This window comes from Fictibacillus nanhaiensis, assembly GCF_023715445.1.
Classification (GTDB): domain Bacteria; phylum Bacillota; class Bacilli; order Bacillales; family Fictibacillaceae; genus Fictibacillus; species Fictibacillus nanhaiensis_D.
On sequence record NZ_JAMBOD010000015.1, the window covers coordinates 13,807 to 37,192 of the forward strand.

General features: G+C 39.9%; 28 protein-coding genes, 12 tRNA genes and 1 rRNA gene. 37 read left to right on the plus strand and 4 right to left on the minus strand.

All coding sequences use genetic code 11. From position 1 onward, the window contains the following. Nucleotide 1: 1 nt before the first annotated feature. The 3 genes from lepB (at nt 2) to M3196_RS20300 (ending at nt 1,824) form a co-directional block, all read left to right on the plus strand. Nucleotides 2–562, plus strand: coding sequence for a signal peptidase I (gene lepB, locus M3196_RS20290; RefSeq protein ID WP_251324161.1), 561 nt, complete (start codon nt 2–4; stop codon nt 560–562). A 369-nt stretch (nt 563–931) separates the two neighbouring features. Beyond that, nucleotides 932–1,429, plus strand: a complete 498-nt coding sequence (locus tag M3196_RS20295) for a DNA-3-methyladenine glycosylase I (RefSeq protein WP_251324162.1) — start codon at nt 932–934, stop codon at nt 1,427–1,429. A 59-nt stretch (nt 1,430–1,488) separates the two neighbouring features. Then, nucleotides 1,489–1,824: a L,D-transpeptidase gene (locus tag M3196_RS20300; protein ID WP_251324163.1), complete on the plus strand. Its 336-nt coding sequence runs from the start codon at nt 1,489–1,491 to the stop codon at nt 1,822–1,824. Between the two features lie 30 nt (nt 1,825–1,854). Here M3196_RS20300 and M3196_RS20305 read toward each other — a convergent pair whose 3' ends face one another. Then, nucleotides 1,855–2,166, minus strand: coding sequence for a hypothetical protein (locus M3196_RS20305; RefSeq protein ID WP_251324164.1), 312 nt, complete (start codon nt 2,164–2,166; stop codon nt 1,855–1,857). Between the two features lie 20 nt (nt 2,167–2,186). Then, nucleotides 2,187–3,440 carry a helix-turn-helix domain-containing protein gene (locus tag M3196_RS20310; RefSeq protein WP_251324165.1) on the minus strand — a complete coding sequence of 418 codons (1,254 nt, stop codon included), beginning with the start codon at nt 3,438–3,440 and terminating at the stop codon, nt 2,187–2,189. 224 nt (nt 3,441–3,664) lie between these two features. Between M3196_RS20310 and M3196_RS20315 the strand changes: the two genes are divergently transcribed. From M3196_RS20315 to M3196_RS20340, 6 genes are all read left to right on the plus strand, one after another. Further along, on the plus strand, nt 3,665–4,567 hold the full coding sequence (locus M3196_RS20315) for a hypothetical protein (RefSeq protein WP_251324166.1): 903 nt from the start codon (nt 3,665–3,667) through the stop codon (nt 4,565–4,567). Nucleotides 4,568–4,644: 77 nt separating this feature from the next. Continuing rightward, entirely contained in the window at nt 4,645–5,055 is a 411-nt protein-coding gene (locus tag M3196_RS20320) for an NUDIX hydrolase (RefSeq protein ID WP_251324167.1), read from the plus strand. A gap of 46 nt (nt 5,056–5,101) precedes the next feature. Beyond that, nucleotides 5,102–5,401, plus strand: coding sequence for a hypothetical protein (locus tag M3196_RS20325; RefSeq protein ID WP_251324168.1), 300 nt, complete (start codon nt 5,102–5,104; stop codon nt 5,399–5,401). A 20-nt stretch (nt 5,402–5,421) separates the two neighbouring features. Next, nucleotides 5,422–6,357, plus strand: coding sequence for a magnesium transporter CorA family protein (locus M3196_RS20330; RefSeq protein ID WP_251324169.1), 936 nt, complete (start codon nt 5,422–5,424; stop codon nt 6,355–6,357). A gap of 187 nt (nt 6,358–6,544) precedes the next feature. Next, nucleotides 6,545–7,750: a D-alanyl-D-alanine carboxypeptidase family protein gene (locus M3196_RS20335; protein WP_251324170.1), complete on the plus strand. Its 1,206-nt coding sequence runs from the start codon at nt 6,545–6,547 to the stop codon at nt 7,748–7,750. Between the two features lie 115 nt (nt 7,751–7,865). Then, nucleotides 7,866–8,348, plus strand: a complete 483-nt coding sequence (locus M3196_RS20340) for a DinB family protein (protein ID WP_251324171.1) — start codon at nt 7,866–7,868, stop codon at nt 8,346–8,348. A 192-nt stretch (nt 8,349–8,540) separates the two neighbouring features. Here the strand turns inward: M3196_RS20340 and M3196_RS20345 are convergent, their stop codons facing one another. Then, entirely contained in the window at nt 8,541–9,146 is a 606-nt protein-coding gene (locus M3196_RS20345) for a rhomboid family intramembrane serine protease (protein WP_251324172.1), read from the minus strand. A gap of 114 nt (nt 9,147–9,260) precedes the next feature. Between M3196_RS20345 and acpS the strand changes: the two genes are divergently transcribed. The 14 genes from acpS to M3196_RS20415 all read left to right on the plus strand — a co-directional run bounded on the left by acpS (nt 9,261) and on the right by M3196_RS20415 (nt 20,596). Then, the gene (acpS, locus tag M3196_RS20350) at nt 9,261–9,620 is read left to right on the plus strand and encodes a holo-ACP synthase (RefSeq protein WP_251324173.1); all 360 of its coding nucleotides are present in this window, start codon (nt 9,261–9,263) and stop codon (nt 9,618–9,620) included. Nucleotides 9,621–9,745: 125 nt separating this feature from the next. Continuing rightward, nucleotides 9,746–10,759 carry a LolA family protein gene (locus tag M3196_RS20355; RefSeq protein WP_251324174.1) on the plus strand — a complete coding sequence of 338 codons (1,014 nt, stop codon included), beginning with the start codon at nt 9,746–9,748 and terminating at the stop codon, nt 10,757–10,759. Nucleotides 10,760–11,288: 529 nt separating this feature from the next. Beyond that, nucleotides 11,289–12,464: an alanine racemase gene (alr, locus tag M3196_RS20360; RefSeq protein WP_251324182.1), complete on the plus strand. Its 1,176-nt coding sequence runs from the start codon at nt 11,289–11,291 to the stop codon at nt 12,462–12,464. 140 nt (nt 12,465–12,604) lie between these two features. Beyond that, nucleotides 12,605–12,886, plus strand: a complete 282-nt coding sequence (locus M3196_RS20365; protein ID WP_066390801.1) for a CopG family ribbon-helix-helix protein — start codon at nt 12,605–12,607, stop codon at nt 12,884–12,886. A 3-nt stretch (nt 12,887–12,889) separates the two neighbouring features. Next, nucleotides 12,890–13,240: a type II toxin-antitoxin system PemK/MazF family toxin gene (locus M3196_RS20370; protein WP_066239453.1), complete on the plus strand. Its 351-nt coding sequence runs from the start codon at nt 12,890–12,892 to the stop codon at nt 13,238–13,240. Between the two features lie 207 nt (nt 13,241–13,447). Then, nucleotides 13,448–14,272 carry an STAS domain-containing protein gene (locus tag M3196_RS20375; RefSeq protein WP_251324175.1) on the plus strand — a complete coding sequence of 275 codons (825 nt, stop codon included), beginning with the start codon at nt 13,448–13,450 and terminating at the stop codon, nt 14,270–14,272. 16 nt (nt 14,273–14,288) lie between these two features. Beyond that, nucleotides 14,289–14,645: an STAS domain-containing protein gene (locus tag M3196_RS20380; protein ID WP_066239455.1), complete on the plus strand. Its 357-nt coding sequence runs from the start codon at nt 14,289–14,291 to the stop codon at nt 14,643–14,645. A gap of 2 nt (nt 14,646–14,647) precedes the next feature. After that, nucleotides 14,648–15,049 carry an anti-sigma regulatory factor gene (locus M3196_RS20385; protein WP_066285716.1) on the plus strand — a complete coding sequence of 134 codons (402 nt, stop codon included), beginning with the start codon at nt 14,648–14,650 and terminating at the stop codon, nt 15,047–15,049. Nucleotides 15,050–15,060: 11 nt separating this feature from the next. After that, a complete protein-coding gene (locus M3196_RS20390) occupies nt 15,061–16,068 on the plus strand; it encodes a PP2C family protein-serine/threonine phosphatase (protein WP_251324176.1) in 1,008 nt (335 codons plus the stop codon). A 62-nt stretch (nt 16,069–16,130) separates the two neighbouring features. Beyond that, nucleotides 16,131–16,463, plus strand: a complete 333-nt coding sequence (locus tag M3196_RS20395) for an STAS domain-containing protein (protein WP_251324177.1) — start codon at nt 16,131–16,133, stop codon at nt 16,461–16,463. Further along, nucleotides 16,460–16,942: an anti-sigma B factor RsbW gene (gene rsbW / locus M3196_RS20400; protein WP_251324178.1), complete on the plus strand. Its 483-nt coding sequence runs from the start codon at nt 16,460–16,462 to the stop codon at nt 16,940–16,942. The genes M3196_RS20395 and rsbW overlap by 4 nt, the downstream gene beginning before the upstream one ends. Further along, nucleotides 16,908–17,699 carry an RNA polymerase sigma factor SigB gene (gene sigB / locus M3196_RS20405; RefSeq protein ID WP_251324179.1) on the plus strand — a complete coding sequence of 264 codons (792 nt, stop codon included), beginning with the start codon at nt 16,908–16,910 and terminating at the stop codon, nt 17,697–17,699. Before rsbW ends, sigB begins: the two co-directional genes overlap by 35 nt. Then, on the plus strand, nt 17,696–18,304 hold the full coding sequence (locus tag M3196_RS20410; protein WP_251324180.1) for a SpoIIE family protein phosphatase: 609 nt from the start codon (nt 17,696–17,698) through the stop codon (nt 18,302–18,304). The genes sigB and M3196_RS20410 overlap by 4 nt, the downstream gene beginning before the upstream one ends. Nucleotides 18,305–18,403: 99 nt before the next feature. Continuing rightward, on the plus strand, nt 18,404–20,596 hold the full coding sequence (locus tag M3196_RS20415) for a Tex family protein (RefSeq protein ID WP_425311037.1): 2,193 nt from the start codon (nt 18,404–18,406) through the stop codon (nt 20,594–20,596). Nucleotides 20,597–20,849: 253 nt separating this feature from the next. On the opposite strand, the gene cmpA is transcribed toward M3196_RS20415, so the two are convergent. Beyond that, nucleotides 20,850–20,972, minus strand: coding sequence for a cortex morphogenetic protein CmpA (gene cmpA / locus M3196_RS20420; protein ID WP_130297391.1), 123 nt, complete (start codon nt 20,970–20,972; stop codon nt 20,850–20,852). Nucleotides 20,973–21,069: 97 nt separating this feature from the next. On the opposite strand from cmpA, the gene M3196_RS20425 reads away from it, so the two are divergent. From M3196_RS20425 to M3196_RS20490, 14 genes are all read left to right on the plus strand, one after another. Further along, nucleotides 21,070–21,528 carry a SprT family protein gene (locus M3196_RS20425; protein ID WP_251324181.1) on the plus strand — a complete coding sequence of 153 codons (459 nt, stop codon included), beginning with the start codon at nt 21,070–21,072 and terminating at the stop codon, nt 21,526–21,528. Nucleotides 21,529–21,703: 175 nt separating this feature from the next. After that, nucleotides 21,704–21,778: transfer RNA gene (locus M3196_RS20430), tRNA-Asn, on the plus strand. 3 nt (nt 21,779–21,781) lie between these two features. Then, nucleotides 21,782–21,872: transfer RNA gene (locus tag M3196_RS20435), tRNA-Ser, on the plus strand. Nucleotides 21,873–21,875: 3 nt separating this feature from the next. Then, nucleotides 21,876–21,950 (plus strand) — tRNA-Glu (locus M3196_RS20440). A 39-nt stretch (nt 21,951–21,989) separates the two neighbouring features. Next, nucleotides 21,990–22,065: transfer RNA gene (locus M3196_RS20445), tRNA-Asp, on the plus strand. Nucleotides 22,066–22,082: 17 nt separating this feature from the next. Continuing rightward, nucleotides 22,083–22,157: transfer RNA gene (locus M3196_RS20450), tRNA-Gln, on the plus strand. A gap of 161 nt (nt 22,158–22,318) precedes the next feature. Beyond that, nucleotides 22,319–22,394, plus strand: a tRNA-Lys gene (locus M3196_RS20455). 15 nt (nt 22,395–22,409) lie between these two features. Then, nucleotides 22,410–22,493 (plus strand) — tRNA-Leu (locus tag M3196_RS20460). Nucleotides 22,494–22,543: 50 nt separating this feature from the next. Further along, nucleotides 22,544–22,629: transfer RNA gene (locus M3196_RS20465), tRNA-Leu, on the plus strand. Nucleotides 22,630–22,676: 47 nt separating this feature from the next. After that, nucleotides 22,677–22,753 (plus strand) — tRNA-Arg (locus M3196_RS20470). A gap of 11 nt (nt 22,754–22,764) precedes the next feature. Continuing rightward, nucleotides 22,765–22,841 (plus strand) — tRNA-Pro (locus M3196_RS20475). Nucleotides 22,842–22,849: 8 nt separating this feature from the next. Then, nucleotides 22,850–22,923, plus strand: a tRNA-Gly gene (locus M3196_RS20480). Between the two features lie 10 nt (nt 22,924–22,933). After that, nucleotides 22,934–23,010, plus strand: a tRNA-Ile gene (locus M3196_RS20485). Between the two features lie 175 nt (nt 23,011–23,185). Next, nucleotides 23,186–23,386 (plus strand): 16S ribosomal RNA (locus M3196_RS20490); the annotation flags it as partial.

Below are 23,386 nucleotides of genomic sequence, written 5' to 3' on the forward strand. Positions count from 1 at the left end.
TATGGTTGAACAGGAAAAAGAAACCGAACATCAGAAGAGTGAATGGGTGAGCTGGCTGAAAGCGATCGGTTTTGCACTTGTCTTTGTTTTTATTACGAAGGCCTATTTCTTCGCGCCTTACATGGTTGAAGGTGCTTCCATGTCACCTACCCTTCATGATCAGGAAAAATTATATGTAAACAAGATCGTTTATGCTTTTTCTGAACCCCAAAAGGGGGATATCGTAATCATTAAAGGTGATGATAAACGGTACGTAAAACGGATTATTGGCGTAGAAGGGGACATCATTCAGATGAAGAGTGATATTCTCTATGTTAATAACAAGAAAGTGAAAGAAGCTTATCTTCAAGAAAATAAATCAGAAGCTAAAAGCCTCGGAGTCTATTTAACAGAGGACTTCGGGCCGCTGAAAGTCCCTAAGGGTAAAGTTTTCGTGATGGGTGACAATAGATTGAACAGTATGGATTCCAGGAACGGACTAGGCTTAATTGAGACAAAATCCATTGAGGGCCGTTCAGAAGTCGTGATCTATCCATTTTCTGAAATGCGTGCGACTCAATAATAAAAGTGCAGCGATGCTGTGCTTTTTCTTTTAGGCTGTTTTCGGTTGCTGTTGGAAGTGGTTGATTTCCGCTCCAGGATGCTCGCTTTCCGAGGGGCGTGCGGTGAGCCTCCTCGGCGCTTTGCGCCCTTAGGAGTCTCATAATCAAGGAAGCATGTGTGCTCCTGCGTCTGCAAGAAAACCCTATCGAAGAGGGCTTCCTCGTCGCATGCCTTGCGAGAAGTATTCTCAGGTGGCTGGCACGCTGATCCCGCAGGGGTCTCGCACCTTGCGCTCCAATCAACTTGTCAACGAAGGGTATCACAAAAAGAATCAAAAGCAACAATCTTTTAGAAAAGAGCCTTCTTTTATAAAAAGGAGTGTTTAAGGATGAATCGATGCAAATGGAGTGAAGAAAGCGAATTGCTGCAGCACTATCATGACAAGGAATGGGGTAAAAAGGCAGCAGGAAATAGTAAATTGTTTGAATGCCTCACATTAGAGCTATTTCAATCTGGGTTAAGCTGGAGAACCATCCTTCACAAAAGGGAAAATTTCCGAAAAGCCTTTGCAGGGTTTGAGATTGAAAAAGTAAAGCAGTTTAAAGAAGAGGATATTGAAAGATTAGTAGCAGACGCAGGGATTGTGAGGCACCGTAAGAAGATTGAAGCAACGATTGAAAATGCAAACAGAATAGATGAACTAGTGAAACAATACGGAAACTTTGATGCATTTTTAGATCAGCTGCCTGAGGAGAAACTGGAGAAGCAAAAAATGTTAAAGAAAACCTTTGTGCATGTCGGTTTAACAACGGCCGAAAGTTTTTTGGAGGCGACTGGAAGACTTCCTGCATCCCATAGTGAGGAATGTTTCATGTCCAACAGCTAGTCAATAAATGAGGGACATAATGTTTATTTCCTGCATAAGCTAAAGCGGGAGGTATCACTATGCCTTATGTGATCTATATATCAACAGCAAGAAAAAGGCTTGCCCTCATGAAGGATGGCACAGTCATTAAACGTTATCCAATCGGGGTTGGGAAAATGCTTACACCAACCCCGACAGGAACATATACCATCATCAACAAAGCGCCAAATCCAGGCGGACCTTTTGGGGTGATGTGGATGGGGCTATCAAGGCCGCATTACGGAATACATGGCACAGACAACCCTGCATCAATAGGGAAAAACGTATCAAAAGGATGCGTAAGAATGCACAACAGCCACGTAATGGAGCTTTCAAAGATTGTTCCAATTGGGACGAAGGTGGTTATAAGTGCATGAAAAAAAGCTCTCTATTTTGAGAGCTTTTAGTTATGCTTGAATGATACTTTTAATACCAGGATTATTATCAGAAGCAAGCTTTAAGCTTTTAATACCAGGATTATTATCAGAAGCAAGCATTAGGCTTTTAATACCAGGATTATTATCAGAAGCAAGTCTTAGGCTTTTAATACCGGGATTGTTATCCGAAGCTAAAAGCATCCTTTTAATACTTGGATGATTATCAGCCGCAATATTAACACTCTTAATACTAGGGTTATTATCTGATGCTTGTAGATTAGTAAAATGTAAAGAAGTAACAGTAAGTATACCAATGGTTATTAAATAAAATAGTTTTTTCATAAAATCTATCCTCCTGAAATTTAAAAAATATTTTTTCTTGCGTTATTTGCGACTCTATAGTATTCACTAGCTTTTTTGTAATGACCTTGATTAAAAAACATATCAGCTAGTAATTCAGCATAGTTAGAAACATACTCCCATATTCCTTTATTTTCAAAAAAAGGTAAAGCTTTTTTTCGAAGAAACTGTATAAAATCATCCGACTCTATGCCCTCGATCTTATAACTGAGAATCATTAAGTTATAATAAGCTTCTTGCTCTTCATTAATTAGTGTTAAACCAGATTTTATTAACTCTTTAACTTTTTCATAATTTTTTAATTCATAATGTTCAGCTGCTAAGAGGTAAATGGTATTAGCCATATTTTGAGGGGATTGGCTCTTTTTAAATCCAAGACTTTTTTCATAACGGTCTATAGCTTTTGGATGTTCTTTCTTACATGAGGAAATATATCCTAAGTTATGGTAGATAATACCACTTAAGGTTTCATCTTTAAACATTGTAGAGTACTTTAGAGCATGTTTTAAATGCATCTCAGCTAGATCATAGTGTTTCGATCTACGATAACTGATACCTAATAATATTTGGCAATCTGCACTTCTACTATAATTATAGTCTCTGTCAAATATATGAATGGCTTTAAAGGTGTAAGTAGTAATTGAAGTAACTCTCATTAAAAAGCTATAAGTTAAAGCTAAAAGGTAATAATTAACCGCTGCCTCTGAATCCTGTACATTAGAAGTCTGATTAAATTGTTTTTCAGCTTTGTGCAAATAGGTAAGTGCTTCATTATACTTTTTATTAAAGTTATAGTACATTCCCCAAAACATATAATAATAGAATTTTAAATCATTAGAGAGATGATCAAATAAATCACCTATATTATCTAACTTTTGTTTTGTCTCGTTTAATAAAGGAGGTTCTATTACCATAAGATATCTTGAGTGAAACAACTCATACCTTAAACGCAAATTTGGATCTGTTACACCTTCCATTCTTTCCTTTACTATAAGAAATGTATTATCCGCTTCTTCAAATTGTCGATCAACCATTAACATGTTCCACTCATTAAGCATTTCAAGGATCTTGCCTTCGTCCACTTCCTCCGGCGAAATACCTAGACGTTCACAAAGCATGTTAATGACTTCTTCGCTTGATTTGGCGTCCCCTTTCTCGATCTTACTCAAGTAAGAAACAGAGCAAATTCCCTGTGCCAGCTCTTCCTGGGTTAGGCCTTTTGTTTTTCTATAATATCTTATTCGTTGACCGACCATAAAATCCCCCTTTCAGAACTTGGGAAAATTGTCATGCAAGACCCCCATTAATCAAGTATCTATCCTACCATTTTTCCCAATACAGATTAAGCTGTTTGTTTGATAAGATAAATATAACAGAAAATACAAAGTTTTTGCTAGAAATTGATAATTTTGATAATTGAGTTTTACATAAAACGAAGTCATGCAGGGAACCGGCGTCAAAATTGAAGGGAGAGAGTACTATGGCCAAAATGTATAAATTATCATCAAGAACTGCAGAGAACAATAGCTCGCTGTATGTCTCACGTGATCCTGAACAGGCCGGAAGTGTAGTAAGAAATGAGGAGAGCTTATTTGCCTACTCCGAAGTGTTTATGGACAACCAGAAGAATTACTGGTTCTCCAAGAAAGTTAATGACCACACGAAAGACTACAAACTGTTTATCTTTGATCATAAAAACGGATGCTTGAAATCACAGCTTATTAAGGGGCAGCCTAACTTTTATGAGTTTGATTCTTGCGTGGTTGTTGCTTGTGAAGGCGATGGTTCAAAAGGCTCAGTCCTGATTTTTTCAAAAGATAGCCCTGAACTAATAAAAGAGTGGAAAGTGAACGGCTACTTATGGGAAGTTGAAATGAGCGATGATGTCCTTTATATTTCTTCCTATATTGTTGAAGAAGACCAGGCAGTGCTGTATATCATTCGCGACGGGAAAAAGAAGCGGGTGAATTTAGGAAGCAATATGGCTCCTACAGACATTCTATGCTTTAACCATCATGTTTACGTTTCAGGTGCTCCTGTATTAAACGGAGACCCGAAAAAAGTAATGGTGCTTAATGAAAAAGATAAAGTAGTAACGGAATATAAATTGTCCATCTCTCCTCGTGCTTTGTATCAAGTCGATAACCACCTGCTTGTATACGAATTGGATCTGTCGACTGGAAAAAGCGAAAGAATTGTATATATTGATCTAGAAACTGGTGAGCAAAAAGAGCATGAAATCCCGCACTCGAAAATTGTAAAATGTACAAACGACTCTCTCTCTTTATTAGAACAAAACAGCAAGACCATCTATACGTGGGATCATGGCAACCGAAAAATTATTAACACACAAAAAGTGAACGAACAAGCTAAAGTCATATAATTGTTGAAAAGTCCTGCGTGATTGCGCAGGACTTTTTTTGTCCTAAAAAGAACCTTTGCTGTAAAGGGGGAGATTTTATGCTATGGGAAGGGGCGAGCTGCATTTGCCTGATGGAAGGAAAGCTGCTAATGGTCCTTCAAGGAAAACCGGAAGAGGAAAAACGCTGGAGCGTTCCTTCTGGGGGGTTAGAAAAAGATGAAACAATTGAAGAGTGCTGTATTCGCGAAGTATGGGAAGAAACGGGTTATGTCGTGAAAATTAAAGAAAAGCTTCATATTAAAGAAGGCGTTTCTTTTGGAATACTTTTTAAAGTGCAATATTTCCTGGCAGAAATAATAACTGGGTCGCCGATCATTCAAGATCCTGATGGTTTAATCTACGATATAAGATGGGTATCCTTTGAGGAGTTGAAACTTTTACCTTTATCATTTCCGGAAGACCGGGAATTGCTGATGAGCTATCTTTCTCCAGCTTCAGAAATTCTTTAGGTTTGCTCTTAAAAATACAGGGGAAATCTATTGAGGAGGAATATGGATGGAACTAAGGTTTGCGAATAACGATGATCTGAACCGCTTGCTCAACTGGTGCACGGAAGCTCCGGAATTTTATAAAAAGCTTCCTCAATATATGGACCGTGATGATACGGCTGTATTAATGATGGAGAAAAATGATGAATTAATCGGAATTGCTCTATTAAAAGTAAAGGTAACTGAAAAATCTGGAACTGTATGGCTTCATTTAAATAAGGAAGGAACGGAGAACCATCCGCAAATCATGCAGAAGTCGCTGAACTGGTTGAGACAAAAAGGTGCAAAAGATTATACCGTCATGTAGTTCGAAAAGGATGGGATACAATGGAACATACAAGCGTATATGGATGGACATGGCACCAGCATGACTGCCACAATGAGAGCCTTCAAGACTTAATCGCAGATAATAAAGGCTGCAAGAAATGGCTTACTCACGTGAAGGAAAATAAAACGAACTATTTAAGAATAGAAAAAGATAATGATGGAGATCCGATCTTAAGGGGATCACTGACTTACAAACAAAATCCTGAGGACCAGGAAGAGTTTGAAGTGTTCCATTTTTATATCCGCCGCAAATCTTTTATTACGGTTGGACTGGATCTGTCAAAAATAACAGGGGACTATAGAGAATCTTGTGATCATTTAATCATCGAAGAAGAAACACCTGTAGAAGGATTTCTAATTTTAATGGGCGAACTGATCAATCATTTCCTAGATGGAATTGACGAGTTTGAGACTACACTTAAAAAGCTGCAAAGGGATGTTCAGAAGAACAATCATACGACCTTGCTGAACAGTATTTATGATAGCCGTATCGAATTGATCAACTGGAGTGATTTGACCCTTCCTGTTCACGAAACTGCGATGGCGATCAAAGAAGCTTTTCTGGACGAGATTACAGAAACGGATGCTTATAAAAAAATTACGACGCGCATAGATCGTACCTTAACTCTTATTTCGCATTACCGTCAGGACATTGATACACTACTTAATTTGGAAGAGGTGCTATCCTCTCACCGAGGTAACGAAATTATGAAAACCTTAACCGTGTTTACGGTAATCGTTACTCCAGCTATGGCCCTTGGTGCAATTTGGGGAATGAACTTTAAAAATATGCCGGAGCTGGACTGGAAATTCGGCTATCTGTACGCGATGATCTTAATTGTGGTTTCCACAATTGGGATTTATTTGTGGCTAAGAATGAAAGGCTGGACAGGGGATTTGCTGAGAGGCAAGAAAAACAGGAAGCATTTTGACTAAAGAATAGGCAGAAATGTACGATATATAAAAGGAATCAGGCGAATTTTGTCGAATGGTATCAATTGATAAAAACGCCTGTTTTTTTATGACGATAATTACTAAATTTCATTTTGATTGCAACCATAATAGAAAAGAATTGTCTATCGAAGAGTTATGAAGATTAAATGACTAACGGGAGCGGAATAGTATGAAAAAACTTTGCCTTTTTCTTGTTTTTTCACTTGTGATCTTGGCACAATCACATATTGTGCAAGCAGCAGGTGAAAACATACCGGATATTAAAAGCGAAAGCGCCGTAATGATCGATGCAAAAACTGGAGACATTTTATATCAGAAAAATAGTACGGAACAAATGTATCCAGCAAGTATCACCAAGATCGTTACTGGTATTCTGGCTGTAGAATCTGGCAAGTTAGAAGAGTCCGTAATGATTAGCAGTGAAGCAGTAAAAGCGGACGGGACGCGTGTTTATTTACTAGAAGGTGAACAAGTACCGCTGAAAAACCTCGTTCAAGGGCTAATGATCAACTCTGGAAATGACGCAGCCATCGCAATCGCTGAATATTTGGCAGGTGATGTTGCTTCATTCGCTGAGCAAATGAACGATTTAGCAAAAAAAGTTGGAGCGGACAATACACATTTTGTTAATCCTAATGGTCTTTTTGATGTAGAACATTATACAACTGCAGAAGATATGGCCAAAATTACGCAATATGCAATGGAGAATGAAGTTTTTCGTGAGATTGTTTCAACAAAAGAACTGCCTTGGGTCGGTGAAGGCTGGGAAACTACATTGCGGAATCACCACCAGCTATTGTGGGATTATCCAGGGACAACAGGTGTGAAAAACGGCTTTGTAAATGAATCCAAGCATACTCTTGTAACTTCAGTTTCACGTGATAATCTAGATGTAATTATTGTAACGTTAAAGGCGCCATCAAGCCGTGCTGCGTATTGGGATACGATGGCAATAGGCGATTATGGCTTTGCAAACTTCGAAAGACAAACTCTCTCAGCAGGAACGGAAATACTGGCTGAAAACGGAGAGAGTTACCCGTTAAAGGAAGATTTATCAGTAACACTTCCTGTAGGTGAGAAGCCGCTTCAAGAAGTAAACTCAGATGGTAAACTTCAATTAAAGAATGCAGAAGGGGACGTTTTACTTTCTCATACTCTGTATAAGAAAAACGAAGAGACAAAAGCTGTTGCATCTCCTTTAAAATCAGCTAAGGAAGAGACCGGACCTACCTTTATGCAAACAGCGGTAAAAGCGAGTATCTACCTATATGGAGGACTTCTCTTATTATTGGCGTTCCTTGTCATTTTAAGAATGCGCAGTCAAAAACAAAAACATAGAAAAATGAGACAGGTAGCTAGAAGCTACGTTAAATAAACCGTCATAATGGCGGTTTTTTTATTTTGTGTCTTGCGTTTATATGAAGGAAACAACGGGTTGATTGAAGAATATTTTTAAGGATCATTACTTTACATAATTGGAGGGTATTACATTGAATGTTACTGTATCATTAACGGAGACATTATTAGAAGAGTTTTATACTGTAGTCCGAACAACAAATCATTTATTGAAAAAGGCAGAGCCTTCTGTGTATGACTTTCGTCCAGCGGACAATATGCGTTCGTTTTTAGAGCTTGCTAACCATCTGGTACAGATCCCGCATATTGACTTGGCCATCTTACAGGAAAAATCAGAACAGGATATCCGTGAACTTGAAAAGAAATTGTCAGCTGGAAATGTAGCTGAACTTACACATGTTCTAGATGAAGGATACCATCTCTTAAGATCTTACTTTTTATCATTATCAGAAGAGGATTTTTTAAACAAAGAAACTAAAGCTTTTTATGCTGAAAAAGGGATGTCCCAGGCAAAGTGGCTCGTTGAAATTGTTACTCATGCCTTCCATCACAGAGCCCAATTATTTACCTACTTAAAACAAACAAAACATGAAGTAAATATGTTTGACCTGTACTAAAAATCACCGGATTGCTTTCCGGTGCTTTTTTCTTCAAGTCCGCTTACATGCGTTCCCGTTGGAATAATAACCACTTCATACATTTGATATAGATTGGCCGGTATATTATGAACTTCATTAAAAGATGTGCTGCTGCAGCACCCTTAATGTAAGAAGCACCTCTTGCTGAAGGAGGTGCTTTTTTCGTGGGAATTAATATCTATTTTTCTTTCTGTGCAAGGTGGAAAGGATGATTGGGGCTAAAGCAGCTCCACCGATCAGTCCGAACAGATGACCAAGAACGTTTATTCTGGCGTTTAAGAAAGTTGAAACTAAACTGATCGCGAGAACAACCAAAAGAATTTGGGTATTCGCTCGATCAATATATTGACGGTGATTATACAGCATATAAACGTAAATACCGAACAGTCCGAAGATGGAACCGGAAGCACCGATATGTGCATATGACAGCGGCAGCATTAGAAGGGTTGCAATGTTCGCTATTAAACCTGCACCAACGTAACCAATGATAAACCGGGCTTTCCCGAGTATCTGTTCAAGGGCAGGACCAAATAAAATAAGCGAAAAAGAATTAAAGATTAAATGCCCCGCAGACTCATGAGTAATAATAGGTGTAAAAAGCCTCCAATACTCTCCTGCTGCGATATAATAGTTAGATCCTACCAATAAATGATACAAAGCCGTGCTAAAAGGGGTAAAATTAATAAGTAGAAAAACGATGATATGAACAGCGGTTAAAAAAGTTACAATAGGATATCGCCTGATAAAGGTCTGGAAGCTTTCATCCCTGATAAACATTGAAAGAGATCACCCTTTTTATATGAAGTTTTGATACATATTGAAGTATTCTTCCTTAAGTTTACCATGTGAGAGGGAAGAGGGCGAAAAATATAGCCGTAAAGGAGAAAACATATGATTGTTGGAACGGGCATCGATATTATAGAACTGAATAGGATTAAAAAAGCAGTGCTTCATCAAGAGCGTTTTCCGAGCAGGATTTTAACGGCTTTTGAGCAAAAAAGGTTTGATTCATTAAATGGAAACCGTAAATACGAATACCTTGCCGGCAGATTCGCTGCAAAGGAAGCAATGGCAAAAGCGCTAGGAGTAGGTATTGGAGCAGAACTCTCATGGCATGACATGGAAATTAAGGTTGATGGAAAAGGAAAGCCTTTTATTACCTCCCCTTACCCTTATTTATGTCACTTATCTATTTCTCATACGAAAGAATATGCGGTAGCTCAAGTAATTTTAGAAAGCTCGTCAAGCTAGTCTGCATATTGTCCATGGTTGTCTCATATATTGTAATGCGGTAGAAGGGGCAGTCCTTTGCTTGAAGCAGAGTTAGCACCCCCTTCAATGTCGAAATTACTTTGGGACAAAGGGGATGGCAAAAAATGAAGAAAACACTGTCAATTATTTTGACGGCGTTCATGGCTTTAATGGTTCTGTCTGCATGCGGCGAGCAAAGCCAGAATGATGTTCTGGATTCTTTGGAAGAAAGAATGGAAACCATGACAGGCTATAAAGCAGAAGCCAAAATGACGTTAAACACAGGGGAAAAGCCATTAACGTATGATTTAGAAATCTGGCATAAGAAACCGGATTTTTACCGTGTCAGCTTAAAGAATGCAGAAAAAGACCAAAGTCAGATGATCCTGCGTAATAAAGACGGGGTCTTCGTATTAACGCCAGCTCTTAACAAAAGCTTCCGTTTCCAAAGTGACTGGCCGGAAAACAACAGTCAGGTCTATCTATTCCAATCACTTATTTCTGATATTTTAAATGATACTGACCGCGGATTTAAATCAAAAGAGAAAAGCTATGTTTTCCATACAAAAACGAACTATCAGAACAAAAACTTATATCAGCAGGAAATTACACTGAATAAAGACTTAGATCCAACCCAAGTCCGTATTATGGATCAAGATCAAAAAGAGCTTGTCAGACTCGATTTCTCAAAAGTTCAATTTAACGCAAAGTTTGATAAAAACTCTTTCGATATGGAATCCAATATGTCGAGTGCTCAATTCGAAATCCCGACTTTCTCTGGCTCAGACGAAGAATTTGAAGTGCTTTATCCGACCTACACATCTAACTTGAACCTTGTAAATGAAAGAGAAGTAGCACTCGGAGATAATGAATCTAAAGTTGTTCTGAACTATGCAGATGCTGAAGAAAATAAATCATTTACACTCATGCAGCAAAAAAATACGGCTGTAGAGACAGCGTCAAGATTAACGATGGCGAACGGTGAACCGGTTGATCTCGGCTTTACAGTTGGTGCCATGACAGAACAATCTGTAACATGGAACTATAACGGAGTAGATTATTTCCTTGCATCCAATAGCCTTAATCAGGAAGAGCTTATGGCAATTGCAAGATCTGTTTATGGAGAGGCAATTAAATAGTTTCTTCTATAATAATAGGACGGCTAAGATCTTTTAGCCGTTTTTCCTTTTGGGTTTTTTTGTACAATGTGCTGATACTAGAAGTGGTTGATTTCCGCTCCAGGTTGCTCGCTTTCCGCGAGGGGTAAGGTGAGCCCCGGCGAAAGATATATGAAGTGCTGCTCCTGCGTCTACAAGAAAATCCTGCCGAAGCAAGCTTCCTCGTCACATGCCTTGCGAGAAGAATACTCAGGTAGTCGGCACGCTGAGCCCGCAGGAGTCTCGCACCTTCCGCTACTTGTCAACTTTACGGTACGTGTTCTTTGATTTTATTACACGTTCGCTCAAACTTATCGGGTTTTCGCTCAAAATAGTCGCCGACCGCTCAAATCAGTCTGAGTTTAGCTCAAAATAGTCAACGACCGCTCAAACCTTCCCAACCTACGCTCAAACTTATCTTTCCAAGGGGTAAATCTGTTTTTTACTTACATAATTCCGATGAAACGTTTAAAATAAGAGGCAATCATTCAGTTCTTTTGCAGGAGGCATAATTGTGGACAGACATCATTTTTACAGAGATACATGGGCTGAAATAAACTTAGATAAGATAAGCAGAAATGTAAAATCATTTAAAAAACACCTTCCTGATCAAAAAATTATGGCTGTAGTTAAAGCAAACGGCTATGGGCATGGTGCTTATCAAACGGCAGTAGAGGCGCTGGCATCGGGAGCAGAGCTGCTGGCAGTCGCCATACTGGATGAAGCATTGGCATTAAGAAAACAAGGAATTTCAGAACCAATTTTAGTTATGAACCGTATTCGTCCTGAATATGTTAGTCTTGCGGCGGAAAATGAGATTAGCGTAACTGTTTTTCAAAAGGAATGGCTTGATGAAGCATCTGACTTCCTGAAAGAAACCGAGAAATCTTTAAAGATCCACATTAAGCTTGATACAGGCATGGGTCGTGTCGGGATAACTGAAGCAACCGAGCTTTATGATATTTCTCTTCTGATCAACAACTCTTCTAAATGTGAAATAGAAGGGGTTTTTACTCATTTTGCTACAGCAGATGAATGGGAATCGCCGCTTTTTGAAGAACAGAGAAAAAGATTTATCAAACAAATAGACTTACTGGAGAAATGGGGGATCACTCCTAAATATTTTCACAGTGCCAATAGTGCGGCAGCATTACGAAAAGTAGAAGGGCCATTTAATCTCGTTAGGCTTGGAATCAGCATGTATGGTTTGTCACCATCAGCAGAGATGAAAGAAAAACTGCCTTTCCCCTTAGAAGAAGCTTTCAGTCTGCATTCTCAGCTGGTTCATATTAAAAAACTCTCACCTGGAGATACTGTAAGTTACGGAGCAACTTATGCAGCAAAAGAGGAAGAATGGGTAGGCACCCTTCCGATTGGATATGCAGATGGTTGGCAAAGAAGATTATCGCCTGGTGCGGAAGTATTGATACGGGGTGAGCGTGTGCCGATCATCGGCCGGATCTGCATGGACCAGTGCATGGTAAGACTTCCTTATAAAATGGAAGTTGGTGAAAAAGCTACCTTAATAGGTACGCAGAATGACCAAACCATTGAAATGGATGAGATCGCTTCATTAGCAAATACGATAAATTATGAAATTCCGTGTTTAATTTCTTCACGAGTGCCGAGGGTTTTTGTGAAAAAGGGTCGAATTTCAGAAAATATGAATGTAATTCTAAATTTTTAGCAGAATATTAGAAGGACTATTAAAAAAATTGTAGAATAAATACTTTGAAATCGCTTTGCAAATGGAATATTGAAGTGATAAGATTATATGTGGTTAAAAGGAACTCGATCGTAGTATAGCTTTGCGCGGAGGTGTATGTTGTGTCCGAATTGAACACAAAAAGAATAGTGATTAGTCTTCCTCAAAAATTACTAAGCGAGGTGGATCGTGTCATTAAAAAAGAGAATTTGGACCGCAGCGAATTTATCCATCAAGCAACTGAAATGTTTCTTCGTGAGCGGAAGAACAAGCGTCAGTTTCGTGATGAGATGAAACAAGGTTACATGGAAATGGCTAAGATCAATCTAACGATTGCCTCAGAAGCATTTATGTTAGAGGAGGAAGCCGATCATACCTTGGACCGCTTAGTTAGCGGGGTGTAGTCCTTGATAGTCAAACGCGGAGACGTTTACTTTGCAGATCTTTCACCGGTAGTTGGTTCAGAACAAGGCGGAATACGTCCTGTACTGATTATCCAGAATGATATCGGAAACCGTTTTAGCCCTACTGTAATAGTTGCTGCAATCACAGCCCAAATACAAAAAGCAAAACTTCCAACACATGTTGAAATAGATTCTAAAAAATACGGCTTTGAACGGGATTCAGTTATTTTGCTTGAACAGATCAGAACGATTGACAAGCAAAGGTTAACAGATAAAATTACGCAACTGGATGAAGACATGATGCGCAGGGTAGACGACGCATTACAGATCAGCACTGGTCTGGTAGATTTTTAGCAATTTCATAACACATTGAGAAACTGTCTGACAGAGGTCTGGCGGTTTTTTATTTTATATAAAAAGATTTAATTAAAATGTAAAAAAATACATGTTTAAAGTAAGGGTTTTTGGGATATATATCCTAAGTTAGAGTTAACATTGCAGAAAATAATCAGAAATGAAATAATAGAGTCGAAACTATATGTAGTGGGGGTGCAGGAAAAATTGGACAACTTGATTGTACAAATGATCAACGAAAATCAAGAAACCCTTAAAAATCATTGGCTGAAGGAAGTCAACCTTTTTAAAGAAAAAGAGCTTGCTGGCTATACAACTACACTAAAACTTAGTGAAGAAACAGACCAGCAGTTTTTTGAACTTTTAATTAAGCATATTAACTATCACGATATATCCAAAGATGGAACACTCGATCAATTTTTTGACCAGGTGCTTCATACAGGATTACCGCTTAAATATTTAACGCAAGGGCTACAGGTTGCCCGCCGCGTAATTTTAAACCTTTTAGTCGAAACAGAAAGCGACAAGGAAAAGTTAGCTGCCGTTTACCGTGAAATCGATAGCTGGCTGGATCCAATCTTAAACAGAGTAATAGAAAATTCTTCTCAAATTTGGGAGAGAACTGTTTCTATACAAAAGACAGCACTATTGGAACTATCTGCCCCGCTTATTCCAGTATTCAAAAATATTAGCGTAATGCCTCTGATTGGCTCAATTGATACAGAGCGTGCGAAACTAATTATGGAGAATCTGCTTAATGGAGTTATTAAATACCGGTCAGAAGTTGTTTTGATTGATATTACAGGCGTACCCGTAGTAGATACAATGGTGGCGCACCATATTATTCAGGCTGCAGATGCCGTTCGTTTATTGGGATCTACTTGTATCCTTGTAGGTATTCGACCTGAAATTGCTCAAACAATTGTAAGTCTGGGCATTGATTTAAGTTTATTCCCTACAAAAAGTACGCTTCAAAAAGGTATGGAAAATGCTTTGGAAATCACTAATCAGCAGTTAATAAGCAATGAATAGGGAGTGAGTGGAAAAAATGAGAATTCCTATTTTAAAATTGCATGAATATTTATTGATCACGATTCAAGTTGAAATGGATGATCAAACAGCCCTGCAGTTTCAAGAGGACCTGTTGAATAAAATTCATGATACCGGCGCAAAGGGAGTTGTAATTGATTTAACTTCCGTCGACATGATCGACTCTTTTATAGCAAAAGTTCTTGGAGATGTAGTGAGAATGTCAAAGTTAATGGGAGCGCAAGTTGTATTAACAGGAATACAGCCAGCTGTTGCTATTACTCTTATTGACCTTGGAATTTCAATGAGGGAAGTTTCGACAGCACTTGACTTAGAGCAAGGGCTTGATAAATTGCGTCTGGAACTGGAGGGATGACCATGGACATCCAATCCTGTGTGGAAGTACGCAACGAGTGGGACATCGTAAGTGCCCGGCAACTTGGACGAAACATGGCTAAAGAGCTTGGTTTCGGAAATGTTGATCAAGCAAGAATAACAACTGCAATTTCTGAACTTGCCCGGAATATTTATTTATACGCCGGACGAGGCAAGATATGTATAGAGCCTATTGATCAATTAGGCAGAAAGGGTCTACGAATCGTAGCCCTTGATAATGGGCCAGGAATCCGCGAAATCCGCAAAGTAATGGAAGACGGCTATACAACTTCCGGCGGCTTAGGAGCAGGATTACCAGGCGTGAAGCGATTAATGGATGAATTTTCGATAGAATCCACAGTTGATGTGGGAACGGAGATTTCTGCTACTAAATGGCTTCGTTAGGAGGAGAGCTCTTGACTGCAAAAGACGCACTAACTGAACGTTACCAAGATCTATTATCGGTCTATCTAAAAGCAAAAACTGAGACGACACTCTATAAAGGCCAGCAATTCAGCAGAAAATTGCTCGAACAGCAAATATCACCAGAAGATCTTGTTAGTCTGCATATCCAAGTAATGGACGAACTGTTCCCTAATATGTCAGAAGAAATGAGGGATTCATTCGACTTTCTGCTGGAGGCCATGATCGGCTATGGGTTTGCTTACCGCGAACACCAAAGTTTGCGGGATAAGCAGCAGCAGCTGGAATCAGAAATCGAAGTAGCTGCAAGTATGCAGCAAACTTTGCTTTTAAGTGATGTGCCCGAATTTGATGAACTTGATATTGGAGTTGTCAGTGTTCCGGCTAAGAAGATGAACGGTGATTATTATAATTTTGTGAAAAGTGGAAGCAGCCTTAGTGTTGCCGTGGCTGATATTATCGGCAAAGGTATTCCTGCTGCATTATGTATGTCCATGATTAAATACGCGATGGACAGTCTTCCGGAAGAACAGATGAAGCCTCATCTACTTTTAGAAAACTTAAACCGTGTCGTTGAACAAAATGTTAACAGCAATATGTTCATTACAATGTTTCATGGTGTTTATGAGCCTGAAAGTCATAAATTCTTCTATGCAGGTGCAGGCCATGAGCCTGGGTTTATCTATCATGCAAAAGAAGATCAATTCCACGATCTAATTGCTAAAGGGCTTGTATTAGGTGTATCACGAACAACAACCTATCATCCTTATGAAAGAGTGGTTGAAGTTGGTGATATGGTGATACTCCTCTCTGATGGTGTTACCGAGTGCCGTACTAGCAAAGGTTTTATTGAAAGAGAAGAAATCGTTTCTCTCATCCGCAAGTATATGGATCTGCCAGCCCAAAATGTCGTTGAAAATGTTTTTCAGGAATTGGATCGTCTACAAGGATTTGAGCTTAGAGATGATTTTACCTTAATAATTTTAAAACGAATGGTTTAGCATACTTTGGTTTAGGGTAAAGGTATTTTATCGGTTTTAATCAAAGCGTGGGGGGAAAAAACATGAATTTACAAATCAATCAACACCAAATAAATGAAATACATGAGTTACAGCTTACTGGGGAAGTCGATGCATATACGGCTCCGAAATTAAAAGAAGTCATGCTTCCATTGACAGAAAAGGAAGGCGGTACAGTTGTTGTAGACCTTTCTGGAATTGATTATATGGACAGCACAGGACTAGGAGTTTTTGTAGGAGCGTTAAAATCTTCAAAAGCTAACAACAGTTCATTAAAACTTCGGGGTATGACAGATCGTGTTAAACGTATCTTTGAGATTACTGGATTAACTGAAGTTATGGACATTGAAAGCGGAGTAAAGGGGGAGGCGCTATGAGAACAGCGTCCGACTATATTGAAATGAATGTCCCCGCAAAACCGGATTATGTGGGCGTGGTCAGATTAACGATATCAGGCCTTGCTAACAGAATGGGTTTTGCGTTTGATGAAATTGAAGATATTAAGATTGCTGTATCTGAAGCAGTTACGAATGTTGTAAATCACGCATATACGGATGGAGAGAAAGGCCAAGTTCGTATTGGCTGTAATATATTTGATGATCGTATTGAAATTACGGTTGTCGATCAAGGTATGAGCTTTGATGTCGAATCTATCTCAAAAAATCTTGGCCCTGTAGATGGAAAATCTGTTGATCAGTTAAATGAGGGAGGTTTAGGCCTCTTTTTAATAGATACACTTATGGACAAGGTAGAAATAAGCAGTGAAGCGGGTGTCGTTGTAATGATGACAAAGTATCTTCACAGAGATGAGGTGGAGGAACATGTCGACAGAATCTCACCAGCGCCTTCACAGTAAAGAACAGGTCTACGCTTGGATCGATGAACTGCAGCAAGATCCACAGAATGAAGAAATTCAGACGAATCTTGTTTTACAGTATCAAGATCTTGTCCATTCCCTTGCCCGGAAGTTTTCAAAAGGCAAAAGCATTCATGATGACTTAGTACAAGTTGGAATGATTGGATTGCTAGCTGCTTTTAGAAGATATGACAAAACGTTTGGCAGATCATTTGAATCATTTGCCGTTCCGACAATAGTCGGGGAAATTAAACGTTTTATCCGTGATAAGACATGGAGTGTACACGTTCCTCGTCGAATCAAAGAATTAGGACCAAGAATTAAGAAAGCTGTGGAAGAATTAACTACCTGCTTGCAGCGATCACCTAAAATTGCAGAAATTGCGGATTATCTGGAAGTTTCAGAAGAAGAAGTGCTAGAGACGATGGAAATGGGTAAGAGTTATCAAGCCCTTTCTGTAGACAGCTCTATTGAGGCTGACCAAGAGGGAAGTACAGTTACACTTCTTGATCTTGTAGGATCACCTGATGATGGTTACGATCAGATTGACAAAAGACTTCTTTTACAGAAAGCTTTTGCCGTTCTTTCGGAGCGTGAACGTGAAATACTTCAGTGCACCTATTTTGAAAACTTAAGCCAGAAGGAAACAGGGGAAAGATTAGATATTTCTCAGATGCATGTCTCCAGACTGCAAAGAAGAGCCTTAGAAAAGCTGAAAGAAGCTTTAAGAGTGAGTCCTTCGGAGGCGCTTAGATGATTGAACACTATCAATATAGCAGAGCATCTGTTTCCTCTTATCAGAAGCCAAAAAAGGGAAATGATCTTTGCGGAGATAGTTTTTACGTGAAAGAAACGGAAAATTATTTGATTTGCGCAGTTGCGGATGGCTTAGGAAGCGGTAAAATGGCAAAAGAAGCGTCAGGAGCAGCCACTGACATCATCGACCGTAATCATCAAGAAACAGTTGAACAATTGATGCACCTTTGCAACGATGGACTAAGGTATACACGCGGCGCTGTTATAGCAATCGTGAAAGTCGATTATAAAAATCAAACTGCCTCATATTCTGGAGTAGGTAACATCCGTTTTATGATCTCTGCAGAAAGACAACGTGCCGTACACCCTTTGCCTAAAGTAGGTTTTCTTGTAGGAAAACCAGAACGATTTAAAGTGCAGGATTTCAAATTTGAAAAAGACTTAACCTTTATGCTCTATTCCGATGGTATGGATATTCATACGCAAAGCCGTTCACTTTTAACGAAAATGATTTCTCCAAAGGAATCAGTGAAATATATCAGTGAATTGCCGCAGGATATAAATGATGATGCTACATGCCTTGTCGGCCAAGTGAATATAAGTTAGAGAAACATCATCCTTATACATTTGAGGGTGGTGTTTTTTGTTTGTCTTTCAATGGATTTTTTACGGAGGGATCCTCTTCGTTTATAATAGAAGTAATTGATGGAAAAAGGAGTGTTCTTTTTGGGACAACCTGTTAACGAACAAGCATTGCGTATGATGGAACAGGAATTGAATGTTAAAGGAAAACAAATTAATCAAGTAATCGAATTATTAGAAGAAGGAAATACGGTACCATTTATTGCCCGTTATCGAAAGGAATTAACAGGAGGTCTAGATGAAGTCCAGATCAAAGATATCATGGATCGCTGGACATATCTTCAAAACCTCGCTTCCCGAAAAGAAGAAGTTATCCGTCTGATCGACGAGCAAGGTAAATTAACGGAAGAACTAAAAGCAAGTATTAATAAGGCCCAAAAGCTGCAGGATATTGAAGACCTATACCGTCCTTACAAACAAAAAAGACGGACTAAAGCGACAGTTGCGAAAGAGAAAGGATTAGAGCCATTAGCTTTGTGGCTGCTCGAACAGCAAGATAAAAATCCTTTAGAAGCGGCAAAAGATTACATAAATGAAGAAAAAGAAGTACTGTCAGCAGAAGATGCCCTTCAAGGTGCCAAAGACATTATCGCAGAAATGCTGTCTGACGATGCTGATATGCGAAAGTGGATCCGTGAAGATACTTTTTCAAAAGGAGAAATCAAAACGGAGGGCAAAAATACAGAAGCGGATGAGAAAAAAGTATTTGAAATGTACTACGAATACCAGGAACCTATCCGAAAGATTGTTCCCCACCGTGTACTTGCGGTAAACCGTGGTGAAAAGGAAGGGATGTTAAAGGTTGGAATTGTGGCTCCTGCTGAATTAATTCTTTCTAAAATCGAAAGAAAAACAATTAAGCGATCAGGTTCGCCTGCTGCTCCTTATTTACAAGAAGCCATTGAAGATGCCTACAAACGATTAATTTCGCCTTCCATTGAAAGAGAAATACGTGCATCTTTAACGGAGCAAGCAGAAGAACGTGCGATTCATATTTTCTCTGAAAATGTAAGAAGTCTTTTGCTTCAAGCGCCATTGAAAGGGAAAGTCGTACTAGGAGTGGACCCGGCATATCGTACTGGCTGTAAATTGGGTGTTGTTGATGAGACAGGGAAGGTTCTTCATATTCAAACCATCTATCCAACACCTCCGCGTTCCGAGGTTGAAAAATCTGCTGCCGTTGTTAAGAAGCTAATTGATCAGTATGACATTGAGATTGCTGCTATCGGTAATGGTACAGCATCGCGTGAAACAGAACAATTTATTGCAGAAACACTAAAAGACCTGGAAAAATCAGTGGCTTATGTCATTGTAAACGAAGCGGGCGCAAGTGTTTACTCAGCTTCAAGTGTAGCCCGTGAAGAATTTCCGGATCTTCAAGTCGAAGAAAGAAGCGCTGTTTCAATCGCCAGAAGACTTCAAGATCCTTTAGCTGAACTTGTAAAAATAGATCCAAAATCGATCGGGGTCGGTCAGTATCAGCATGATGTATCCCAAAAACGTCTAGGTGAAGAAATCACATTTGTTGTAGAGACAGCTGTAAACCAAGTTGGTGTGAATGTTAATACGGCATCATCTTCGCTGCTTCAGTATGTTTCGGGCTTGTCTAAAACCGTTGCTCAAAACATCATTTTAAAAAGAAACGAAGTTGGGAAATTTAAAAATAGAACCGAGCTTAAGAAGATTCCGCGTCTTGGAGCAAAAACGTACGAGCAATGTATCGGATTTCTGCGTGTAGTGGATGGTGATCAGCCGCTAGACCAAACTGGAATCCACCCTGAAAGCTATCCGGGGACTAAAGCATTGTTAAAAGAGCTGGGCTTTACGCCTGCAGATATTGGCACAGAAGCTCTTGCTGAAAAATTAAACTCTCTTTCATTAGAAGAAACATCGAACAAACTGGATATTGGTATACCGACGCTAAAAGATATTATTGATGGTCTGACAAAGCCCGGCCGGGATCCCCGGGATGAATTTTCAGGTCCCGTTCTTAAAACAGATGTTTTAAAAATGGAGGATTTAGCTCCCGGTATGGAGCTGCAAGGAACAGTCCGGAATGTTGTGGACTTCGGAGCTTTTGTAGACATTGGTGTAAAACAAGACGGGCTCGTCCATATTTCAAAATTAACGGATCGATTTGTAAAGAATCCGATGGATGTTGTAAGTGTGGGCCAAGTTGTAACAGTTTGGGTAGATTCCGTAGATGTAGCGAAACAGCGAATTGCTCTTACGATGATCGCGCCAAAAAAGGGGTAAAAGGCTGTTTTCGAAAAATATTGTTTCTAATAGAAGATGTTGATTTCCATTCCAGTATGCTCGCTTTCCACGAGGCGTGCGGTGAGCCCCCTAGGCTAATCTAGCCTGCCGTGGTCTCACCTGTCCCGCTGATTCCGCCGGAGTCTCGCACCTTGCGTTCCAATCAACTAATCAAAGAAGCGAACTCAACAAAAAATGTTCAAAAGTAACAATCTTTAGAAATGAGTCAAATAAAAAAGCGCTCCTCAAGTGATTATTCTTCACTGGAGGAGTGCTTTCTGTTATAAAAGAACCAGCATTGATTCAGTAAGCGGATTTGGTAACGATCTTTTTGATAGTACGCACGGCGGAGCTGCCTTTTAAACCATGTTGGCATATAGAGAACCTCCTTGAACTTCCCAATCCGTTGTTTGTGTATTAGTCTATGTATAGAAGCTTGTTAATGTGAACTTGAATAAATAAGGAGCATGACCATGACAGACGAGGAACTGCAGAAACTCACCGAGGAGATTTCCATTCAATTTTTTAATAAAAAGTTCCGCCACAAAGCCAGATTCAATAAAAGATTGCGGACAACTGGCGGAAGATATCTGTTAAGAACGCACGATATTGAGATGAATCCGCACCTTTTTGCGGCTTTTGGGATTGAAGAATTAATCGGTGTAATAAAACACGAGCTTGTTCATTACCATCTTCATATTGAAGGGAAAGGATATAAACACGGAGATTACGATTTTAAGTATTTGCTGAATAAAGTTGGTGGATCGCGTTACTGTCAGTCTGTTCCTGAAAAAAGAAGGACAGAAAGTTATAAATATCACTATATTTGCACTGACTGTACGCAGTCATTTAAAAGAAAAAGGAAGATTGATACGAAAAGATATGTGTGCGGAAAGTGCCGCGGAAAATTAAAACCGATTTCTTCAAAATAGAGTGTTGACTTCAATTATAGGAATGTGGTAACTTAATTAAGTCGCTGTTAGACATGCCCTATACATGGCTTTTCGTAACGGCAGTTGCAGCAAGGAATGCTTAGAAAAAACCTTCTAAAATGGGTTGACATTTTAAGCTGAACCAATTATGATATTAATTGTCCTTAAATGACATTCCACAGTAGCTCAGTGGTAGAGCTATCGGCTGTTAACCGATCGGTCGTAGGTTCGAGTCCTACCTGTGGAGCCATACAGAGAAGTACCCAAGTGGCTCAAGGGGCTCCCCTGCTAAGGGAGTAGATCGCTAACGCGGTGCGAGGGTTCGAATCCCTTCTTCTCTGCCATGTGGCCCGTTGGTCAAGCGGTTAAGACACCGCCCTTTCACGGCGGTAACACGGGTTCGAATCCCGTACGGGTCACCATTTAATTTCATAAAAAATTATGAATACCTATAGATAGATGGACTCGTGGTGTAGTGGTTAACATGCCTGCCTGTCACGCAGGAGATCGCCGGTTCGACCCCGGTCGGGTCCGCCATTTTTACTATAAGGTGTTGGGCTATAGCCAAGCGGTAAGGCAACGGACTTTGACTCCGTCATGCGCTGGTTCGAATCCAGCTAGCCCAGCCATTTTTTGTTTTTAAGATAGGTGTTTCAGTATTTAATGCTAAGAGCCATTAGCTCAGTCACGAGCAACACAACGTGATTGAACGACGAGTTGTCTCGACGGATACACTTTCATACTTTGCTTTCAGAGGAAGAGACAGGGTACTGACGGACACAATTAGCACGAGCCATTAGCTCAGTCGGTAGAGCATCTGACTTTTAATCAGAGGGTCGAAGGTTCGAGTCCTTCATGGCTCACCATTTTCAAATTAATATGCGGGTGTGGCGGAATTGGCAGACGCGCTAGACTTAGGATCTAGTGTCTTTGACGTGGGGGTTCGAGTCCCTTCACCCGCACCATATTAATTAAAACATAAGGTTGCAGTGCACATGCGCTGGCATCTAGCCGCGCGGTCGTGGCGGAATGGCAGACGCGCTAGCTTGAGGGGCTAGTGGGGGTATCCCCGTGGAGGTTCGAGTCCTCTCGACCGCACCAACTTTTCATAATAACATATATAATGCATTTGAATATGCAATGGATAGGCGCCCTTAGCTCAGCTGGATAGAGTGTTTGACTACGAATCAAAAGGTCGGGAGTTCGAATCTCTCAGGGCGCGCCATATTTTTTTTACGGGAAGTGGCTCAGCTTGGTAGAGCACCTGGTTTGGGACCAGGGGGTCGCAGGTTCAAATCCTGTCTTCCCGACCATTCTTTATGCGGGTGTAGTTTAATGGTAAAACAAGAGCCTTCCAAGCTCTGGTCGTGAGTTCGATTCTCATCACCCGCTCCATTATATTTACGGGCCTATAGCTCAGCTGGTTAGAGCGCACGCCTGATAAGCGTGAGGTCGATGGTTCGAGTCCATTTAGGCCCACCATTTATCTTTAAAAAAGATTTTAAAAAAACGCTTGACTTTACAGCTGAGATTCGGTAAGATAATAAAGCTGTCTCGAAAGAAGACAAGCCAAACAGTTCTTTGAAAACTGAACAAAAGAAATAGGTAAGGAATTACATTTAATTCCGTCAGTTTTAAATCGAGCAAGTCAAACACTTTTATGGAGAGTTTGATCCTGGCTCAGGATGAACGCTGGCGGCGTGCCTAATACATGCAAGTCGAGCGAATGACGAGGAGCTTGCTCCTCTGATTTAGCGGCGGACGGGTGAGTAACACGTGGGTAATCTGCCTGTAAGACGGGGATAACTCCGGGAAACCGGGGCTAATACCGGATAACAAGAGAAGAAGCATTTCTTCT

Excerpts from the sequence above, each read along its gene's own strand:
- M3196_RS20410 (WP_251324180.1), top strand. The coding sequence starts at position 17,696 with ATGATTGAACACTATCAATATAGCAGAGCATCTGTTTCCTCTTATCAG.
- M3196_RS20295 (WP_251324162.1), top strand. The coding sequence starts at position 932 with ATGAATCGATGCAAATGGAGTGAAGAAAGCGAATTGCTGCAGCACTAT.
- M3196_RS20300 (WP_251324163.1), top strand. The coding sequence starts at position 1,489 with ATGCCTTATGTGATCTATATATCAACAGCAAGAAAAAGGCTTGCCCTC.
- lepB (WP_251324161.1), top strand. The coding sequence starts at position 2 with ATGGTTGAACAGGAAAAAGAAACCGAACATCAGAAGAGTGAATGGGTG.
- M3196_RS20325 (WP_251324168.1), top strand. The coding sequence starts at position 5,102 with ATGGAACTAAGGTTTGCGAATAACGATGATCTGAACCGCTTGCTCAAC.
- M3196_RS20345 (WP_251324172.1), bottom strand. The coding sequence starts at position 9,146 with ATGTTTATCAGGGATGAAAGCTTCCAGACCTTTATCAGGCGATATCCT.
- M3196_RS20315 (WP_251324166.1), top strand. The coding sequence starts at position 3,665 with ATGGCCAAAATGTATAAATTATCATCAAGAACTGCAGAGAACAATAGC.
- M3196_RS20330 (WP_251324169.1), top strand. The coding sequence starts at position 5,422 with ATGGAACATACAAGCGTATATGGATGGACATGGCACCAGCATGACTGC.
- M3196_RS20355 (WP_251324174.1), top strand. The coding sequence starts at position 9,746 with ATGAAGAAAACACTGTCAATTATTTTGACGGCGTTCATGGCTTTAATG.
- acpS (WP_251324173.1), top strand. The coding sequence starts at position 9,261 with ATGATTGTTGGAACGGGCATCGATATTATAGAACTGAATAGGATTAAA.
- M3196_RS20380 (WP_066239455.1), top strand. The coding sequence starts at position 14,289 with ATGAGAATTCCTATTTTAAAATTGCATGAATATTTATTGATCACGATT.
- M3196_RS20425 (WP_251324181.1), top strand. The coding sequence starts at position 21,070 with ATGACAGACGAGGAACTGCAGAAACTCACCGAGGAGATTTCCATTCAA.
- M3196_RS20305 (WP_251324164.1), bottom strand. The coding sequence starts at position 2,166 with ATGAAAAAACTATTTTATTTAATAACCATTGGTATACTTACTGTTACT.
- cmpA (WP_130297391.1), bottom strand. The coding sequence starts at position 20,972 with ATGCCAACATGGTTTAAAAGGCAGCTCCGCCGTGCGTACTATCAAAAA.
- sigB (WP_251324179.1), top strand. The coding sequence starts at position 16,908 with ATGTCGACAGAATCTCACCAGCGCCTTCACAGTAAAGAACAGGTCTAC.
- M3196_RS20395 (WP_251324177.1), top strand. The coding sequence starts at position 16,131 with ATGAATTTACAAATCAATCAACACCAAATAAATGAAATACATGAGTTA.
- rsbW (WP_251324178.1), top strand. The coding sequence starts at position 16,460 with ATGAGAACAGCGTCCGACTATATTGAAATGAATGTCCCCGCAAAACCG.
- M3196_RS20320 (WP_251324167.1), top strand. The coding sequence starts at position 4,645 with ATGCTATGGGAAGGGGCGAGCTGCATTTGCCTGATGGAAGGAAAGCTG.
- M3196_RS20385 (WP_066285716.1), top strand. The coding sequence starts at position 14,648 with ATGGACATCCAATCCTGTGTGGAAGTACGCAACGAGTGGGACATCGTA.
- M3196_RS20335 (WP_251324170.1), top strand. The coding sequence starts at position 6,545 with ATGAAAAAACTTTGCCTTTTTCTTGTTTTTTCACTTGTGATCTTGGCA.
- M3196_RS20310 (WP_251324165.1), bottom strand. The coding sequence starts at position 3,440 with ATGGTCGGTCAACGAATAAGATATTATAGAAAAACAAAAGGCCTAACC.
- M3196_RS20415 (WP_425311037.1), top strand. The coding sequence starts at position 18,404 with ATGGAAAAAGGAGTGTTCTTTTTGGGACAACCTGTTAACGAACAAGCA.